This window comes from Allobosea sp. LjRoot9, from assembly GCF_964252745.1.
In the GTDB taxonomy this organism is placed as follows: Bacteria; Pseudomonadota; Alphaproteobacteria; order Rhizobiales; family Beijerinckiaceae; genus Allobosea.
This window is the reverse complement of sequence record NZ_CAXUPC020000007.1, coordinates 130,362-146,977: the sequence shown is the minus strand read 5'-3', so window position 1 is coordinate 146,977 and position 16,616 is coordinate 130,362. Positions and strand designations below refer to the sequence as shown.

The window sequence follows — 16,616 nt, the reverse complement described above, 5'->3', positions numbered from 1 at the left end:
GTTCGTCTCGGCCGACCATCAAATCGACGCCGCGATCCCTTGGGATCGCGGCGTTTTTCTTTGGTCCGCCCGCCTTGCGCCTTCAGGAGGCTCCCGTTCCATGACGCCGCTGCTTCGGACCGCTGTTCTCGCCAGCACCCTCCTTCTTGGCCTCGCTAGCCTGGATCTCAGCAGCCCGGCCCTGGCGATGGAGCAGGTCAGCTTCGCCTCGCGCGACGGCACTCTCCTAACGGGCTGGCTCGCCAAGCCGGCGGGCGCAGGGCCCTTCCCAACCGTGGTCGCCATGCATGGCTGCGCTGGCCTCTGGACGCGTTCCGGCAAGATGAATGCGCGCGAGACCGACTGGAGCCAGCGCCTCAATGCCGCCGGTTACGCCGTGCTGCTGCCCGACAGTTTTCGCCCGCGCGGATTATCCTCGCTCTGCAATGATCGCGACCGCGCTCTGACCCCGACTGGGCGCGCCAAGGACGCCTTCGGCGCGAGCGACTGGCTGGCGCAGCAGCCCTTCGCCGCGGCCGGGCGCCCCAGCCTGATCGGCTGGTCGAATGGCGGCTCGACGGTGCTGCGCGTCGCCGGCGATGCCGCTGCAGCCGGCGCTGGCGGGTTTCGCAAGGTCATCGCCTTCTATCCGGGCTGCCGCGTGATCCTGAAGCGCGGCTGGAGCGCCAAGGTGCCGACCACGATCCTGCAGGGGCTCGCCGACGACTGGACGCCGGCCGCCCCCTGCCAGGAATTGGCGCAGCGCGGCGGCGCGCATTTCACCGGCTTTGCCGGCGCCTATCATGATTTCGACCACCCTGACCTGCCGCTGCGCGAACGCAACGCCGCCTTCTCGCAGCGCCCGGACGGTAGGGTCACGATCGGCACGAATCCGGAGGCGCGCCAGCAGGCGATCAGCGCCGTGATGGCGATCCTGGCCGCGCCATAGAGCATCGGCCCGAAAAGTGGGAACCGGTTTTCGGGACAAGCCGATGCATAGTCGAAGCACTACAGCATCAGTCCGAATACGATGTTCGGCCTGATGCTGTAGCCCCTCAGTTGACGGCGGTCGCCGTCTTCGCGGGAGCCGGCTTCACCGCCACGGGCTTCACAGGTGCCGCCACTGCGGGCTTGGCCTCAAGCTTCTGGACAGGGACCATGGGAGGCGCCTTGGGCTTGGGCTTACGAGCCTGGATCGTCGAGGTGACGATGCCTTGTGGCGTGTCGAGGCCGTAAATGTCCTCGCGGAACTGGGTCAAACCGTCGCCGCTCTGCCAGCCGGTGAGATAGACCCAGGCGACCGGAACCGACTTCTTCAGCCGGATGTCCTTGCGCTCGTTCTTGGCGATCTCGGCCTCGATCGCGCTCTGCGTCCACTCCGTGCCCTCGAGCAGCCAGGCGGCGAGATCGCGCACGCCCTCGATGCGGGCGCAGCCCGACGAGTTGAAGCGGACATCGTTGCGGAACAGGCTCTTCTTCGGCGTGTCGTGCATATAGACCGCCTCGCTATTGGGCATGTCGATCTTGAGCTGGCCAAGCGCATTGGTGGGGCCGAAATCCTGCCGCACCGTGAAATAGGGCGAGGTCAGGCTCGCCCATTTGACGGTGGCCGGATCGATCTCGCGGTTTTCCGCGCCGAGCAGCTTCATGTTCGATTTCGCGACGAAGTCGGGCTCCTTGCGCATATGGGGAATGATGTCGGCCTTCACGATCGAGGTCGGCACCGTCCAGTAGGGGTTGAGGTTCACCGAGGTGATGTTGGCCTGCAGCACCGGCGAGGGCCGGTCTGGCCGCCCGACCACGGCGAGATGCCGGCGCTGGACGACGCCGTTCTCGACCGCCTCAACGCTGGCGCCGGGAATGTTGACCACGACATAGCGCTCGGCGAAGGTGAAGCCGTTGCTCTTCAGGCGCTCCAGCGTGGCGGTCAGCTGGTTCAGGCGCACCTCGACCGGCACGTTCATCGCCTTCAGCGTCAGCCGGCCGACCGTGCCGAGATCCGACAGGCCATGGCGAAGCTGGAAGCGCTTCACGGCGGCGACGACGGCTACGTCATAGACATCGCCCGGCAGAGCCTCGGGGGCCAGATCCCCGCTCAGCATCAATCGCTGCTTCAGGACCGTGACGTCGGGCCCTTGCGCGTCGGGCTTCAGGTTCGAAACAGAGCCCGGCACCTTGGGCCAGCCGCCGCGATTGGCGATGTCCTCATGCGCGATCAGCGCCTCGAGCGTGCGGTCATAGGTGTTGGGGCCGTAGCTCGGCTGCTCGGCGCGCGCGCCTGCCGCCCCCAGGAAAAGGGCGAAGGCAGCGGCGACGGAAATCTTGACGAAACGCACGGCCATCGAAGTGTCCCACAATGCGCCGAAGGCGCACCTCGGAAGCTTCCCTCGCATATGGTCAAGGAAGCCTTAAGGCCGGGGAGAGAATTACGTATCGGAACGTTTCAGGCGACGCCGCCATCGCGCACAAAGCGAAACAATCCAGGGGCTCGCCGGCGGCCCCTGGATTGTTTCGTCGCCAGACTCCTCGCAATGGCGAGGGCTACTCGGCCGCTTCGGCGATCGGCTGCGGCTTGACCCATTTCAGCACCGGCTGACGCGCGGCGCGGGTTTCGTCGAGGCGGCGGATCGGGGCGTGGTGGGGCGCTGCCGTGAAGCGCGCCTTGTCGTTGCCCTGCGCCGCCATGGCGAGGTCACGCAGCGTCGCGATGAAGAGATCGAGCGAGGCCTTGGATTCCGACTCGGTCGGTTCGATCAGCATCGCACCATGCACGACGAGCGGGAAATACACCGTCATCGGGTGATAGCCCTCGTCGATCATCGCCTTGGCGAAATCGAGCGTCGAGACGCCTGTGCCCTTGAGCCATTCGTCGTCGAACAGCGCCTCATGCATCGAGGGGTGGTCCGGGAAGGGCAGCGACATCAGGTCCGACAGGCCGGCGCGGATGTAGTTGGCGTTCAGCACCGCGTCCTCGGAGGCCTGCTTCATGCCGTCAGAGCCGTGGCTGAGCATGTAAGCCAGCGCGCGGACATACATGCCCATCTGGCCGTGGAAGGCGGTCATGCGGCCGAAGGGCTGGTTACCGGCGGGCGCATCGTCCTTGTTCTCGATCAGGCGCGGCACGCCGTTCTCGACATGGATGAAGGGCACTGGCGCGAAAGGCGCGAGCCGCGCCGACAGCACGACCGGTCCCGCACCCGGCCCGCCGCCGCCATGGGGCGTCGAGAAGGTCTTGTGCAGGTTGATGTGCATGGCGTCGACGCCGAGATCGCCGGGCTTGGCCTTGCCGACGATGGCGTTGAAGTTGGCGCCATCGCAGTAGAAATAGGCGCCGGCCTCATGCATCGCGGCGGCGATCTCGACGATCTGCGGCTCGAAGATGCCGCAGGTGTTGGGGTTGGTCAGCATGATCGCGGCGATCTCGGGCCCGAGCAGCGCCTTGACGTCCTCGACCGCGACAGTGCCATCCGGACGCGCCGGCACCGACTTCACGGAGAAGCCGATCAGGGCCGCAGTCGCCGGATTGGTGCCATGCGCCGATTCCGGCACGAGCACGACATTGCGGGTCGCGCCCTCGCCCTTGGCGGCGATGGCGGCCTTGATCGCCATCATGCCGCAGGCCTCGCCATGCGCGCCGGCCTTCGGCGACAGCGCCACCGCCGGCATGCCGGTCAGCGTCATCAAGTAATGCGAGAGCTGCAGCATGACGTCGAGCGCGCCGGGCACGGTCGAGACCGGCTGGAGCGGGTGCACGTCGGAGAAGCCCGGCAGCCGCGCCATCTTCTCGTTCAGGCGGGCATTGTGCTTCATCGTGCAGGAGCCGAGCGGGAAGAGCCCGGTGTCGATGCCGTAGTTCTTCTGGCTGAGGCGGACATAATGGCGCATCGCCTCGGGCTCGGAGAGACCGGGCAGGCCGATGCCGTCCTTGCGCGCATGCTTACCCAGGCGCGACTTGAACGGCGCGGGCGCATCGATATCGACGCCCGTCGTCTCGTGATGGCCGATCTCGAAGATCAGCGGCTCGATCTGCTGCAGAGCCTTGTTGCCGGTGAAGGTGGCGTGCTGCTCGCTGGCAGCCTCGCCGGCCTGGGTGGGACGTCCCTGACGATTGAGCATGGTGTTTATGTCCGATCAGCGAAACTTGTAGGCGAATGAGAGCATCGAGTTGAGGCCGTCGCGCGCTTCCGCCGCGTCGAGCCCGATCGAAACGAAATACTGTATGAGGCGATTGATCCCGGCCTGATCGCCGGGACCGTTCGGCGGCGTCTGGCCGGCGAGCTTGGCGCAGATCACCCAACTCATGGTGCGCCGCTCGCGCGCCTGGTTGGCATAGAAGCGCGGATCCGAGGCGGCCTTCTCGAACAGCCGGCCCCAATCCTGATTGGCGGCCGCCGGAATCGCCTCGATGCGGATGAAGCTCGAATCCTGCGGGCTTCTGGCGCGGTTGAGCAGATGGTCGATGTCGAAACCGGCCAGCTCAGCGGATGTCGCCCTGACGCCATAGGCTTCGCGAATGAACGCCAGATAGGCAGAGCGATAGCCGGAATAACGCGCCGCGACCCAGCAACTCGCCTGCGTATCGGGATCGCCGGGCCTGGTCACCATAGCGACATTGCGTTCGTCGCGCCGGCCGACTCCGCCAGCCATGCCGGCCTCACCGGCATCCGAGATGAACACCAGCCCCGGCAGGGCGCTGGGCGCTTCGACCTGCACCTGCACGAGCGGGCTGCGCACCCACGAGGCGATGAGCGCACGCTGGCGGCGGGCGATGATGGCGTGCAGGGACATGAGAGCCGTTCCTTCCGTTAAACGTCCGGGAACTTCGTAAACCTCAGAGAACCTCGCGCAGCCGCGCGACGAAGGCGTCACGATCATCATCCGTATTCACTTCGGTGTTCGCCACGATCAGCAGGTCATCGAGCCCAGCGCCGGGCAACAGCCGCGAGACCGGCACGCCGGCGAGCACGCCCTTTTCGGCCAGCGCCTCGACCACCTCGGCGGCGGGCTTGGAGAGCTTCACGGTGAACTCGTTGAAGAAGCTCTCGTTGAGCACGGTGACGCCCTTCACCCCGCCCAGCATGTCGGCGAGCTTGACCGCGTTGGCGTGGTTGACCTCAGCCAGCCGCGACAGCCCGGCCTGGCCGAGCAGCGTCATGTGGATGGTGAAGGCGAGCACGCAGAGGCCGGAATTGGTGCAGATGTTCGAGGTCGCCTTGTCCCGGCGGATATGCTGCTCGCGGGTCGAGAGCGTCAGCACGAAGCCGCGCTGGCCGTCTGCGTCCACCGTCTCGCCGCAGAGCCTGCCCGGCATCTGGCGGACATATTTCGACTTGGCGGCGAAGAGCCCGACATAGGGGCCGCCGAAATTCAATGCGTTGCCGATCGACTGGCCTTCGCCGACGACGATGTCGGCCCCCATCTCGCCAGGCGAGGTAATCGCGCCGAGCGAAACCACTTCGGTGACGACCGCGATCAGCAAGGCGCCATGGGCCTGCGCCTTCGCGGCGATCGGGGCGAGGTCGCGCAGATTGCCGAAGACGTCGGGCGATTGCACGACGACGCAGGAGGTCTCGTCGTCGATCTGGGCGAGGATGTCCTCATTGGCCGCGACATCGGGCTTCAGCGCCACGACCTCGTCGCTCGCCATCTCGGAGAGCGTCTTCACCACCGCAGCGTAGTGCGGGTGCAGGCCGCCCGACAGCACGGCCTTGCGGCGCTTGGTGACGCGGTGGGCCATCAGCACGGCTTCGCCGGTGCCGGTCGAACCGTCATACATCGAGGCGTTGGCGACCTCCATGCCGGTGAGCGCCGCGACCTGGGTCTGGAACTCGAAGAGATATTGCAGCGTGCCCTGCGCGATCTCGGGCTGATAGGGCGTGTAGCTGGTCAGGAATTCCGAGCGCTGGATCAGATGGTCCACCGTCGCCGGGACATGATGCTTATAGGCCCCGGCCCCGACGAAGAAGGCCACGGAGGAGGCAGCGATGCTCTTGGCCGCGATGCGCCCCATGATGCGCTCGACCTCGAGCTCGCCCTTGGCGCGGGGCAGATCGAGCGGCGCGGTCAGGAGCTTGCCGGCCGGTACGTCGCTGAACAGCGCATCGACATCGGGAACGCCGATGCGGGCCAGCATGTCGAGCCGGTCGGTGTCGGTGAGGGGGAGGTAGCGCATGGGGTGCTTCCGTGGTGAGTTGGGTGTCATCCCGTGCACGCTGCGGCACGAAAGTGCTGTTGCACAGACACGGGATCGTATGACGAGAAGGCGCCTTATCCGGAGAGCGATCCCGCATCTGCGCAGCAGCACTTTCGTGCCGCAGCGCGTGCGGGATGCCCCCGTTCAAAGCGTCTTGACGTAATCCTGGTACTCGGCCTCGCTCATCAAACCCTCGAGCTCGGCAGCGTCGCTGAGCTTGAGCTTGACGAACCAGCCCTTGCCGGCCGGATCCTCATTGACCGTGCCGGGCGAGGCCTCGAGCTCGCTGTTGACGGCGACGACCTCGCCGGAGACTGGCGCATAGACCTCGGACGCCGCCTTGACGCTCTCGACCACGGCCGCTTCGCCGCCCTTGGTCACGGCCTTGCCGATGGCAGGCAATTCAACGAAGACGACGTCGCCAAGCTGCGCCTGGGCGTAGTCGCTGATGCCGACCGTGCCGGTGTCACCCTCGATGCGGATATATTCGTGGTCCTTGGTGTAGCGGGTCTCGGCCATGGTCTTGTCTCCTGGAAAGGGAATGGGGATCAGCGCTTGTAGCGGTTGGGCACGAAGGGCATCGCGGCGACGACCGCCGGCAGCGGCTTGCCGCGCACGATCAGATCAAGCCGCGTGCCGGGAGCGGAATGCGCCTTGGCGACATAGCCCATGGCGCAGGGCGCGTTCAGGGTCGGGCCGAAGCCGCCAGAGGTGACCTTGCCGACGATCTCGCCCTCGGGCGTGGCGATCTCGGCACCCTCGCGAGCCGGAGCGCGGCCTTCCGGCAGCAGGCCAACGCGGACGCGCACGGGCCCCTCAGCGAATTCGCGCTGGATGCGGGCAGCGCCGGGAAAGCCGCCCTCCTCGCGCCGACGCTTCTGGATCGACCAGGTCAGCGCGCCCTCGACCGGCGAAGTCGTGGTGTCGATGTCATGACCGTAGAGGCACAGGCCCGCCTCCAGCCTCAGCGAATCACGTGCGCCGAGCCCGATCGGCTTGACGCGGGCGTCGAGCAGCAGCGTGTCCCAGATCTCGCCGATCTTGTTCGCGGCAGCCGAGATCTCGTAGCCATCCTCGCCGGTATAGCCGGAGCGGCTGAGATTGGCCTTGATGCTGGCGACCTTCATGCTGCGCGAGGTCATGAAGCCCATCTCGGCGGCCTCGGGCGCGAGCACGGCCAGCGCCTCGGCGGCGGCCGGTCCCTGGATCGCGATCAGGCCGCGATGCTCGGCCCGGATCAGCTTCACATTGGCCGGCAGCCGCGCCTCGATATGGGCGTAGTCCTCGGTCTTGCAGGCGGCGTTGACGACGAGATAGAGCGCGCCGTCCTCATCGGGGTCGAGCGAGCGCGTCACCATCAGATCGTCGAGGATACCACCCTCGTCGTTCAGGAGCTGCGAATAACGCTGCTTGCCTGGGGCGAGGTTGAGGATGTCGGCGGGAATCAGGGCTTCCAGCGCGCGCGCCGTGGTCTCGTGATCGGGACCGACCAGGAAGGCCTGGCCCATATGCGAGACGTCGAAGAGCCCGGCCTTCTCGCGCGTCCAGTTATGCTCGGTCAGGATGCCGCTCGGGTACTGCACCGGCATGTCGTAGCCGGCGAAAGGCACCATGCGGGCGCCGAGCGCGACATGGCGGGAATGGAGCGCAGTCTTGAGCGATGGGGTCTCGGGCGATGCATGAGCAATCGCGGTATCGGCTTCGGCAGCCATGGAGGGCCCCTTCCAGAGTCAAGCGCAAGCCCCGGACGGAACTGTCCGGAGCGCGCCCCCTCTGTCTCGGAACCTGAGAGATTTCCCCATTCCGGCGTCGTCAGCCGGACAGGTTACACCCGTCGGTGGGCGGAATCGCTTCCGCCACTTTCCAGAGCGCCAACTCCCCAGCGGTCCTTTTGCCTGAGCGTTTCCGGGGCGGTTGCGCCTTCGGCGCCGAATCCGGACAAGTCCGAACCCGGTCTCTCCCGCGGGGATGTGCGGCTGAACGCAGACATACTGGAGGCAGCCCTTGAGTCAATCGGGCGACTGCCTTGTTTCGCGGCAAGCGCCGCGATTTTCCGCGCAGTGCTAGAGCGGTATCCGGTCCGGCTGGATCGAAAATTGCTCTAGCCTTTTGTTTTGACGCGCTTCTTCACGCGAACCGTACTCAGGTCGCTCGAAAACGCTTTTATCGACGCCGCCTGTGGGCGGCGGTCGCGGCGCCGGCCGGTGAGAGGTCGACGGTGATCTCGACATCGCCGCGGCCGGGCGGAACCACGATGCCCTGCTCGACATAGGAGAAATCGACGCCGCCCTGGCCGCTGGCGATCGTGCCGCCAACGCGGGCCGAGCGGCGTGCCACCGAGGTCGTGCCGCGCGTGACCGTGGTCACCAGGGTCGCGAAATAGCTGCCCGGTGCACCGGCCGGGCCGAGCAGCACCCGGCCCTCGACGCCAACCTTGAGATTGTAGCCGCCATTGCCCGTCGCCGTGCATTCGCGCGCAACATTCAGAATCGAAATTTGATGGCGCAGGCTGCCGCTGTCAGGGCCCGACTGGGCGCGCATCGCGGCGCCGCCATCGGCAATGATCACCTCCGGGCAGACCAGCGACTCCTCCTCGTCCTGACGCTCCTTCTGGACCTCGCCCTGCGTCTTCGGCGGCGCCGGCGGCACGGTCGTAGACTGGAACATCACGACATTGCTGAATTTCTGGAACGCACTCGGTTCTCCCGAGGAGGAGCCCGACGAGCCGCAGCCGGCGAGGCCGACACACAAAACAGGAAGAATCAGCCAGTGCGGCCGGCGGAATGTCGCGTCAATCACGGCAAGGTCTCCACGCCGGGGCCGAATCCGGAAAGCGAGACGGGGATGCCCACGCCCTCCTCCGGTGTCTGGAACACGATGAATGTGGCGCTTTTGCCGGTCTTGAGCTGGCCGAGCAGCGCATCGTCCATCACCACCTCGGCGACGCAGCCGGTGGTCAGGCAGCGCACGAAGCCGGCCCGACCGATATCCTTGTCGTCGATCTTCAAGCCCAGCCCCGAGGGCAGGAGCACGCCGAGCGGCGCGACCACGCGCAACAGCCGGCTCTTCTGATCCGCCGTCTTGAGCACGATGACGAGCAGCGTCAGGTTCGGTCGGTCCTCGGCCGCGACATTCTGCACGAGCGCGCATTGCTCGGCCTTGGCGCCGGGCGGCACCTCGCAGCGCATCTGCCAGTCGCCATGCGTCGACTTGACCGCGCCCTGCGCCAGCGCAGCGCCGCTGACGCTGCAGGCGGCCAGCGCGGTCGCGAGGACGCGTCCGATCATCTTGCCCATCCCTGCCTAACCTCCAAACCGGCGCACGCCGCCGGGCGTGACGAATAAAGCAGCCGAATTCAGGCGAAAAGCCGGTCAGCGCCCCGGGGCGCGCCGCCCTCGCCAAATCATGCCCGTGTTGGGACCATGCAGGCCCTGTCCTGTCAAGGCGAGAGCCCAAAGCCGGGCCCGCCGCGACATACGACCTCGCGCGATTATGCCGCACGGCATGCGTGGAAGGCCCGCATTGCCCCACTGGCGCAAGCGTGATCTTTGATTTATCGCAATGCCGAAGTGCAGGGTGGGCCGCTGGGTCGTAACCTTGTCGCACGGACGCCTTTCGATCAGGGCGTTCCGAAGCGGGCATGATGAGGAGCTAGGTCGGACCGATGCGATTTCTGAGCAGGACCCTTGCAACCGTGGCCGCCATGGCCCTTGCGGCCGGCGCGACGGCGCTTCTCCCCGACGCCGCCCTGGCCGGCACCGGGATGCCCAGCGACTGGCAGATGAACCTGCAGGGGCCGGCGACCGAGGTCTCGGAATACATTCACTGGTTCCACAACTGGCTGAACGTCATCATCTTCATCATCTCGATCTTCGTGCTGGGGCTCCTGGTCTATGTCGCCTGGCGCTTCAACGAGAAGGCGAACCCGGTTCCCTCGAAGACGACGCATCACGCGCTGCTCGAAGTCGCCTGGACGGTGATTCCGGTCCTGGTCCTGGTCGTCATCGCGATCCCGTCCTTCCGCCTGCTCAAGCTGCAGCTCGAGATTCCGCAGGCCGACCTCACCGTGAAGGTCACCGGCAAGCAGTGGTACTGGTCCTATGAGTACCCGCAGGATGGCGGCGCCTTCGGCTTCGACTCGCTGATGCTGGACGAGAAGCAGCGCGCCGAGGCGATCAGCAGCAACAAGATCGCCGCCGCCGAGGCCCCGCGCCTGCTCGCCGTCGACAACGAGGCCGTGGTCCCGGTCGGCAAGATCGTGCGCATCCAGGTCACCGGCGCCGACGTGATCCACAAGTTCACGGTGCCGTCCTTCGGCATCAAGATCGACGCCATCCCCGGCCGCCTGAACGAAACCTGGTTCAAGGCCGACCGCGAGGGCATCTATTACGGCCAGTGCTCGTTCATCTGCGGGCAGAACCATTCCTACATGCCGATCGCCTTCCGGGTCGTCAGCGCCGAGAAATACGCCGCCTGGCTCGCCGATTCGAAGAAGAAGTTCGCCAATGCCGACGACGCGACCAACAAGGTCGCCGCCGCCGGCCAATAGGCACCGTTTTACGAACCGTTTGCCGCCCGGCGATTGCTGCGGCGCAACTTGATCGACCGACTGTAGCGAACCCGATTCGCATAAGGAGACCACCCCATGGCAACTGCGGCTCACGACGCCCATGGCCACGGACATGACGATGCCGGCCACGAGCACCACCCGACCGGGTGGCGCCGCTGGCTGTTGTCCACCAACCACAAGGACATCGGCACGCTCTATCTGTGCTTCTCGATCATGGCGGGCCTCGTCGGCGGCTTCCTGTCGATCATGATGCGCATCGAGCTGCAGCAGCCGGGCCTCCAGATCTTCGCCAACGGCCAGAGCTACAACGTCTTCGTCACCGGCCACGGCCTGATCATGATCTTCTTCATGGTCATGCCCGCCGTCATCGGCGGCTTCGGCAACTGGTTCGTGCCCTTGATGATCGGCGCGCCGGACATGGCCTTCCCGCGCATGAACAACATCTCGTTCTGGCTGACGGTCGCCGGCTTCGTGCTGCTGATCATCTCGATGTTCGTGGAAGGCGCTCCCGGCGCCCATGGCGTCGGCACCGGCTGGACGATCTATCCGCCCTTCTCCTCGGCCGGCCATCCCGGCCCCTCCGTCGATTTCGGCATCCTGGCGCTCCACCTCGCCGGCGCGGCCTCGATCCTGGGCGCGATCAACTTCATCACCACCATCCTGAACATGCGCGCTCCGGGCATGACGCTGCACAAGATGCCGCTCTTCGCCTGGTCGGTGCTGGTCACCGCTTTCCTGCTGCTGCTGGCGCTGCCGGTGCTCGCCGGCGCCATCACCATGCTGCTGACCGACCGCAATTTCGGCACGACCTTCTATGACCCGGCCGGCGGCGGCGACCCGATCCTCTACCAGCACCTGTTCTGGTTCTTCGGCCACCCCGAAGTCTACATCATGATCCTGCCGGCCTTCGGCATCGTCAGCCACATCATCTCGACCTTCTCGAAGAAGCCGATCTTCGGCTATCTCGGCATGGCCTACGCCATGGTCGCGATCGGCGTCGTCGGCTTCATCGTGTGGGCGCACCACATGTACACCGCCGGCCTCTCGCTCAACACGCAGCGCTATTTCGTCTTCGCGACGATGGTGATCGCGGTGCCGACGGGCGTGAAGATCTTCTCCTGGATCGCGACGATGTGGGGCGGCTCGATCCGCTTCACCGCGCCGATGCTATGGGCGAACGGCTTCATCTTCCTGTTCACCGTCGGCGGCGTCACCGGCGTCGTGCTGGCCAATGCCGGCGTCGACCGCTCGCTGCACGCGACCTATTACGTCGTGGCGCATTTCCACTACGTGCTGTCGCTGGGCGCCGTGTTCGGCATCTTCGCGGGCTTCTACTACTGGTTCCCGAAGATGAGCGGCTATGTCATCCCGGACTGGATCGGCAGGCTGCACTTCTACGTCGCCTTCATCGGCGCCAACGTGCTGTTCTTCCCGCAGCACTTCCTCGGCCTGGCCGGCATGCCGCGTCACTATGCCGACTATCCCGACGCCTTCTGGCACTGGCACCTCATCTCGTCGATCGGCTCCTACATCTTCGCCGCCGGCCTGCTGATCTTCTTCTACGGCGTCTACAACGCCTTCTCGAAGAAGGTCCTCGCCGGGGACAATCCCTGGGGCGAAGGCGCCACCACTCTGGAATGGACGCTGCCCTCGCCGCCGCCCTTCCACCAGTTCGAGACCCTGCCGCGCATCACCGGCTCGGACCACTGATCCAACAGGCGGCGGGCCTTCCCAGGCCCGCCGCCGCCCCTCTCCCGAGCGCCTGCCGAGGCGTTCCGGAGACGGGCGGCCAAAGCTTCTTTCGCCAAGGCTCGCTTCCGAAAGCCCATCGCGCTCTCCAGGGGCGCCGCAACAAGTGAATTGACCTGAATCCGATGGCCGCTGTGTTCGACAGGATCGATCCTCGCACCGAAGGCGGCGCGCTGACCTCCACGGGAGAGGCGCGCGACTTCTTCGAGCTGTTGAAGCCGCGCGTGATGCTGCTCGTCGTGGTCACCGCGCTCGCCGGCATGGCGACGGCGCCGGGCTCCGTGCATCCGGTGCTCGGCCTCGCCGGCCTGCTGGCGATCGCCGTCGGAGCCGGCGCCTCGGGCTGCCTCAACATGTGGTACGACGCCGACATCGACAAGCTGATGACGCGCACCGCCAAGCGCCCGATTCCGGCCGGCCGCATCCTGCCCTCGGAGGCGCTGGCCTTCGGCCTGACGCTGTCGGTCGGCTCCGTGCTCGTGCTCGGCCTCGTCGCCAACCTGCTGGCGGCCAGCATGCTCGCCTTCACGATCTTCTTCTACGCCGTGATCTATTCGATGTGGCTGAAGCGCTGGACGCCGCAGAACATCGTCATCGGCGGTGCGGCCGGCGCCTTCCCCCCGATGATCGGCGAGGCGGTGGTGACCGGCGATTTCGGCATGCACTCGCTGGTGCTGTTCGCGATCATCTTCCTGTGGACGCCGCCGCATTTCTGGGCGCTCGCTCTGGTGAAGTCCGAGGACTACGCCCGCGCCGGCATCCCGATGCTGCCCAATGTCGCCGGCGCCGCCGCGACGCGCCGCCAGATCATGGCCTATTCGCTGGTGATGGCGCCCGTCGCCGTGCTGCCCGCGCTGATGGGCTTCGGCGGGCTGATCTATCTCGTCGTCTCCGTGATCACGGGCCTGGCCATGATCGGCCTTGCGGTGCGCGTGCTGCGCACGACGCAGGGCGAGGCCGCAAGCAAGGCCTGTTACGCGCTGTTCGCCTTCTCGATCCTCTATCTCTTCCTGCTGTTTGCCGTGTTGCTCGCCGAGAACAGCCTCGGCCTGATGTGGGCCCTGCCCAAGGTGATCGGATGAGCGAGGCTCCCAAGCGCCCGATAGCGCCGGCTTTCACGCCAGAGGATCTGGCGCGCCGCAAGCGTCGCTCGGTGGCGCTGGCGCTCGTGCTCGCCGGCCTCGTCGTATTCTTCTTCGTGGTGACGCTGGTGAAGACCGGCCCCGCGATCATGAACAGGCCGCTGTGATGGCGCCCGCCCCTGCGCCTCGCGGACAGCCCGCGAACCTGCGGCGCACCGCGCTGATCTGCGCCGGCGTCGCCATGGGCATGACCGGCTTGGCCTTCGCCTCGGTGCCGCTCTACGACATGTTCTGCAAGGCGACGGGCTTCGGCGGCACGCCGATGGTCGGCACGGCCGGCGCGGGCGTGATCCTCGACCGCACCATGGCCGTGCGCTTCGACGCCAATGTCGCGCCCGGGCTGGGCTGGGCCTTCACGCCCGAGAGCCCTGAGATCAGCTTGCGCGTCGGCCAGACGCAGACGGTGTTCTACAAGATCACCAACCGCTCCAGCCGCACCTCGACCGGGATCGCGACCTTCAACATCGCGCCCGAGAAGGGCGCCGCCTATTTCGTCAAGATCCAGTGCTTCTGCTTCACCGAGCACACGCTGCAGCCGGGCGAGAGCCTGGAGGCGCCGGTGGTTTTCTACATCGACCCGGAGATCGCCGGAAATCGCGACCTCGACGGCGTCAATTCGATGACCTTGTCCTACACCTATTTCCAGTCGAAGGCGGGCCAGCCCGTCGCCGAGGGCAAGGGTGACGCGGCCAAATCAAACCTGTAACTAGTCGATTCAAACCTGTAACTAGTCGAACCTAATACGAGCGAAGCCGAAGCGCTGCGCAGATAAAGTCGGACGCGGAGACTGATACATGGCCGGGGCCCATACCAAGAACCACGACTACCATCTCGTCGACCCGAGCCCGTGGCCGCTCGTCGGCGCGACCAGCGCGACGGTGATGGCGATCGGCGCCGTGATGTGGATGAAGGCCATGCTGCTGGGCGGCATGAAGCTCGGCCCGATGGTCTTCGGCATCGGCCTGCTCGGCGTGCTCTACACCATGCTCGCCTGGTGGATGGACGTGATCCGCGAGGCGGAGAAGGACGGCTACCACACCAAGGTGGTGCAGATGCACCATCGCTACGGCATGATCATGTTCATCGCTTCCGAGGTGATGTTCTTCGTCGCCTGGTTCTGGGCCTATTTCGACGCCAGCCTGTTCAGCTACGAGGCGATCAACTTCACCCGCCAGGAGTTCACCGGCGGCGTCTGGCCGCCCAAGGGCATCCAGACCTTCGACCCCTGGCATCTGCCGCTGCTCAACACGCTGATCCTGCTGACCTCGGGCACCACCGTGACCTGGGCGCATCACGCTTTGATCGAGGGCGACCGCAAGGGGCTGAAGCAGGGCCTCTGGCTCACCGTGATCCTCGGCATCCTGTTCACGCTCTGCCAGGCCTATGAGTATTCGCACGCGGCCTTCGCCTTCAGCGGCAACGTCTATGGCGCGACCTTCTTCATGGCGACCGGCTTCCACGGCGCGCATGTGATCATCGGCACGATCTTCCTCGCCGTCTGCCTCTACCGGGCCTATCTCGGCCATTTCAAACCCGACCAGCATCTCGGCTTCGAATTCGCCGCCTGGTACTGGCATTTCGTCGACGTGGTCTGGCTGTTCCTGTTCGCCTCGATCTATGTCTGGGGCGCGGGTTCGGGCGTCGCCGCGGCAGCGCACTGACGAACAGCCGCAAGCACTGATATGGCAAAGGCGGCCGCAAGGCCGCCTTTGTGCTTTGAAGCCGCGTGATCCCCTTTTCCGAAAACCCGGCTCCCGCCTTTCGGCATCATGCTTTGATGGAGGCCGCCATGGCCGACGAACACCATACTCTGCCCTCGCCCTATTCGACGGGCCTCGCCGGCCGCTGCCCGCGCTGCGGCGAAGGCAAATTGTTCGACGGCTTCCTCAAGGTGCGCCCGCGCTGCGCCGCCTGCGGGCTCGACTTCGCCTTCGCCGATTCGGCCGACGGGCCTGCCGTCTTCATCATGCTCATCGCGGGTTTCGCCGTGCTGGGCGCGGCGCTCTATGTCGAGATCGCCTATGAGCCGCCGATCTGGCTGCATATGGTGATCTGGCTGCCGCTCGCCGTGATCGTCTGCCTGGCCCTGCTGCGCCCGATGAAGGGGCTCGCGGTCGCCCTGCAATATGTCAACAAGGCGGAACAGGGCAGGCTGGAGAAATGAGCGGCGTGGCCCTCCCCGCCCGGCGCCGCCCCAGCTTTCTCGCTCCGGCGATCCTGACGGTCATCGGCACGCTGGTGCTTTGCGCGCTTGGAGCCTGGCAGCTCGAACGCATGACCGAGAAGCACGACTTTATCGCGCGGCTGGAGGCGCAGGCTGCCGGCGCCCCCGCCGCCATGCCTGCTGCCACGACATGGGCCGCGCTCGATCCTGCAAAGCTCGACCTGACGCGCGTCGCGGCCAATGGAAGCTTCATCGACGGCCCCTTCGCCAGCGTGCGCACCACGATCGCCTCGGGCGGGCCGGGCACGCGCCAGCTCTCCGGCTTCGGCCGCTGGGTCTTCCAGGGCTTCCGGCTGGCGGATGGCGGCACGATCCTGATCAATCGCGGCTTCGTGCCCGAGAACAGGCTCGGCGAGATCAAGCCCGCCACGGGCCCGGCTACCATCACCGGCTTCCTGCGTGCAGCCGAGGCGCGCAACTCCTTCACGCCCAACGACCTGCCGGCCCAGCGCGAGTTCTATACGCGCGATCCCGTGGCCATCGCGGCCTCGCTCGGCTTGAGCGGCGGTCCATCCTTCTATCTCGAGGCCGAGCGCCAGGGCGACGGCCTGACCCCGCCCGCCGGGGTCGACCCCAAGGAATTGATCGCCCGGATTCCCGACAACCACCTGCAATATGCGCTGACCTGGTTCGGGCTGGCGCTGACGCTGCTGGGGGTGTTCGCGGCCTTCGTCTTGCAGGCGCGCAAGATCCTGCAGGCGCACAAGGCCGGCGACGCAGTGCCCTGATGCACAGCCAGGTTTGGCCGTGATGCGCATC

The 16,616-nt window shown here is 66.2% G+C and carries 17 protein-coding genes and 1 riboswitch; of the genes, 9 read left to right on the top strand and 8 right to left on the bottom strand.

The features are described 5' to 3' along the window. The first annotated feature begins 100 nt into the window (after window positions 1-100). Window positions 101-928 (top strand): dienelactone hydrolase family protein, encoded by an 828-nt coding sequence (locus ACSQ3P_RS23560; protein WP_436167910.1) that lies wholly within the window; start codon window positions 101-103, stop codon window positions 926-928. 106 nt (window positions 929-1,034) lie between these two features. On the opposite strand, the gene ACSQ3P_RS23555 is transcribed toward ACSQ3P_RS23560, so the two are convergent. The 8 genes from ACSQ3P_RS23555 to ACSQ3P_RS23520 form a co-directional block, all read right to left on the bottom strand. Next, complete coding sequence (locus ACSQ3P_RS23555) at window positions 1,035-2,321, bottom strand: L,D-transpeptidase family protein (RefSeq protein WP_436167909.1); 1,287 nt, start codon at window positions 2,319-2,321, stop codon at window positions 1,035-1,037. A gap of 199 nt (window positions 2,322-2,520) precedes the next feature. Beyond that, window positions 2,521-4,095 (bottom strand): aminomethyl-transferring glycine dehydrogenase subunit GcvPB, encoded by a 1,575-nt coding sequence (gene gcvPB, locus ACSQ3P_RS23550; protein ID WP_436167908.1) that lies wholly within the window; start codon window positions 4,093-4,095, stop codon window positions 2,521-2,523. 15 nt (window positions 4,096-4,110) lie between these two features. Beyond that, on the bottom strand, window positions 4,111-4,767 hold the full coding sequence (locus ACSQ3P_RS23545) for a hypothetical protein (RefSeq protein ID WP_436167907.1): 657 nt from the start codon (window positions 4,765-4,767) through the stop codon (window positions 4,111-4,113). Window positions 4,768-4,810: 43 nt separating this feature from the next. After that, on the bottom strand, window positions 4,811-6,151 hold the full coding sequence (gcvPA, locus tag ACSQ3P_RS23540; protein ID WP_436167906.1) for an aminomethyl-transferring glycine dehydrogenase subunit GcvPA: 1,341 nt from the start codon (window positions 6,149-6,151) through the stop codon (window positions 4,811-4,813). A 165-nt stretch (window positions 6,152-6,316) separates the two neighbouring features. Further along, window positions 6,317-6,691, bottom strand: a complete 375-nt coding sequence (gene gcvH / locus ACSQ3P_RS23535) for a glycine cleavage system protein GcvH (RefSeq protein WP_069690149.1) — start codon at window positions 6,689-6,691, stop codon at window positions 6,317-6,319. 29 nt (window positions 6,692-6,720) lie between these two features. Then, window positions 6,721-7,884, bottom strand: a complete 1,164-nt coding sequence (gene gcvT, locus ACSQ3P_RS23530) for a glycine cleavage system aminomethyltransferase GcvT (protein ID WP_436167905.1) — start codon at window positions 7,882-7,884, stop codon at window positions 6,721-6,723. Window positions 7,885-8,045: 161 nt separating this feature from the next. Then, a riboswitch (glycine riboswitch) is annotated at window positions 8,046-8,145 on the bottom strand. A 190-nt stretch (window positions 8,146-8,335) separates the two neighbouring features. Continuing rightward, window positions 8,336-8,971: a hypothetical protein gene (locus ACSQ3P_RS23525; RefSeq protein WP_436167904.1), complete on the bottom strand. Its 636-nt coding sequence runs from the start codon at window positions 8,969-8,971 to the stop codon at window positions 8,336-8,338. Next, window positions 8,968-9,459 carry an invasion associated locus B family protein gene (locus ACSQ3P_RS23520; protein WP_436167903.1) on the bottom strand — a complete coding sequence of 164 codons (492 nt, stop codon included), beginning with the start codon at window positions 9,457-9,459 and terminating at the stop codon, window positions 8,968-8,970. The genes ACSQ3P_RS23525 and ACSQ3P_RS23520 overlap by 4 nt, the downstream gene beginning before the upstream one ends. A gap of 416 nt (window positions 9,460-9,875) precedes the next feature. Between ACSQ3P_RS23520 and coxB the strand changes: the two genes are divergently transcribed. From coxB to ACSQ3P_RS23480, 8 genes are all read left to right on the top strand, one after another. Then, window positions 9,876-10,721: a cytochrome c oxidase subunit II gene (gene coxB, locus ACSQ3P_RS23515; protein WP_436168043.1), complete on the top strand. Its 846-nt coding sequence runs from the start codon at window positions 9,876-9,878 to the stop codon at window positions 10,719-10,721. Window positions 10,722-10,817: 96 nt separating this feature from the next. Continuing rightward, on the top strand, window positions 10,818-12,452 hold the full coding sequence (ctaD, locus tag ACSQ3P_RS23510; RefSeq protein ID WP_069690144.1) for a cytochrome c oxidase subunit I: 1,635 nt from the start codon (window positions 10,818-10,820) through the stop codon (window positions 12,450-12,452). Window positions 12,453-12,616: 164 nt separating this feature from the next. Continuing rightward, window positions 12,617-13,573, top strand: coding sequence for a heme o synthase (locus ACSQ3P_RS23505; RefSeq protein ID WP_436167902.1), 957 nt, complete (start codon window positions 12,617-12,619; stop codon window positions 13,571-13,573). After that, on the top strand, window positions 13,570-13,740 hold the full coding sequence (locus ACSQ3P_RS23500) for a hypothetical protein (protein ID WP_311910859.1): 171 nt from the start codon (window positions 13,570-13,572) through the stop codon (window positions 13,738-13,740). Before ACSQ3P_RS23505 ends, ACSQ3P_RS23500 begins: the two co-directional genes overlap by 4 nt. After that, window positions 13,740-14,339 (top strand): cytochrome c oxidase assembly protein, encoded by a 600-nt coding sequence (locus tag ACSQ3P_RS23495; protein WP_436167901.1) that lies wholly within the window; start codon window positions 13,740-13,742, stop codon window positions 14,337-14,339. The genes ACSQ3P_RS23500 and ACSQ3P_RS23495 overlap by 1 nt, the downstream gene beginning before the upstream one ends. A gap of 88 nt (window positions 14,340-14,427) precedes the next feature. Beyond that, the gene (locus ACSQ3P_RS23490; RefSeq protein ID WP_436167900.1) at window positions 14,428-15,294 is read left to right on the top strand and encodes a cytochrome c oxidase subunit 3; all 867 of its coding nucleotides are present in this window, start codon (window positions 14,428-14,430) and stop codon (window positions 15,292-15,294) included. 128 nt (window positions 15,295-15,422) lie between these two features. Next, the gene (locus tag ACSQ3P_RS23485; protein WP_436167899.1) at window positions 15,423-15,797 is read left to right on the top strand and encodes a DUF983 domain-containing protein; all 375 of its coding nucleotides are present in this window, start codon (window positions 15,423-15,425) and stop codon (window positions 15,795-15,797) included. A 5-nt stretch (window positions 15,798-15,802) separates the two neighbouring features. Then, the gene (locus ACSQ3P_RS23480) at window positions 15,803-16,585 is read left to right on the top strand and encodes an SURF1 family protein (protein WP_436167898.1); all 783 of its coding nucleotides are present in this window, start codon (window positions 15,803-15,805) and stop codon (window positions 16,583-16,585) included. Window positions 16,586-16,616 lie beyond the last annotated feature (31 nt).

Bases quoted from the DNA above. Each gene is read 5' to 3' on its own strand.
- ACSQ3P_RS23560 (WP_436167910.1), top strand. From the start codon at position 101: ATGACGCCGCTGCTTCGGACCGCTGTTCTCGCCAGCACCCTCCTTCTT.
- ACSQ3P_RS23555 (WP_436167909.1), bottom strand. From the start codon at position 2,321: ATGGCCGTGCGTTTCGTCAAGATTTCCGTCGCCGCTGCCTTCGCCCTT.
- gcvPB (WP_436167908.1), bottom strand. From the start codon at position 4,095: ATGCTCAATCGTCAGGGACGTCCCACCCAGGCCGGCGAGGCTGCCAGC.
- ACSQ3P_RS23545 (WP_436167907.1), bottom strand. From the start codon at position 4,767: ATGTCCCTGCACGCCATCATCGCCCGCCGCCAGCGTGCGCTCATCGCC.
- gcvPA (WP_436167906.1), bottom strand. From the start codon at position 6,151: ATGCGCTACCTCCCCCTCACCGACACCGACCGGCTCGACATGCTGGCC.
- gcvH (WP_069690149.1), bottom strand. From the start codon at position 6,691: ATGGCCGAGACCCGCTACACCAAGGACCACGAATATATCCGCATCGAG.
- gcvT (WP_436167905.1), bottom strand. From the start codon at position 7,884: ATGGCTGCCGAAGCCGATACCGCGATTGCTCATGCATCGCCCGAGACC.
- ACSQ3P_RS23520 (WP_436167903.1), bottom strand. From the start codon at position 9,459: ATGATCGGACGCGTCCTCGCGACCGCGCTGGCCGCCTGCAGCGTCAGC.
- coxB (WP_436168043.1), top strand. From the start codon at position 9,876: ATGGCCCTTGCGGCCGGCGCGACGGCGCTTCTCCCCGACGCCGCCCTG.
- ctaD (WP_069690144.1), top strand. From the start codon at position 10,818: ATGGCAACTGCGGCTCACGACGCCCATGGCCACGGACATGACGATGCC.
- ACSQ3P_RS23505 (WP_436167902.1), top strand. From the start codon at position 12,617: ATGGCCGCTGTGTTCGACAGGATCGATCCTCGCACCGAAGGCGGCGCG.
- ACSQ3P_RS23500 (WP_311910859.1), top strand. From the start codon at position 13,570: ATGAGCGAGGCTCCCAAGCGCCCGATAGCGCCGGCTTTCACGCCAGAG.
- ACSQ3P_RS23495 (WP_436167901.1), top strand. From the start codon at position 13,740: ATGGCGCCCGCCCCTGCGCCTCGCGGACAGCCCGCGAACCTGCGGCGC.
- ACSQ3P_RS23490 (WP_436167900.1), top strand. From the start codon at position 14,428: ATGGCCGGGGCCCATACCAAGAACCACGACTACCATCTCGTCGACCCG.
- ACSQ3P_RS23485 (WP_436167899.1), top strand. From the start codon at position 15,423: ATGGCCGACGAACACCATACTCTGCCCTCGCCCTATTCGACGGGCCTC.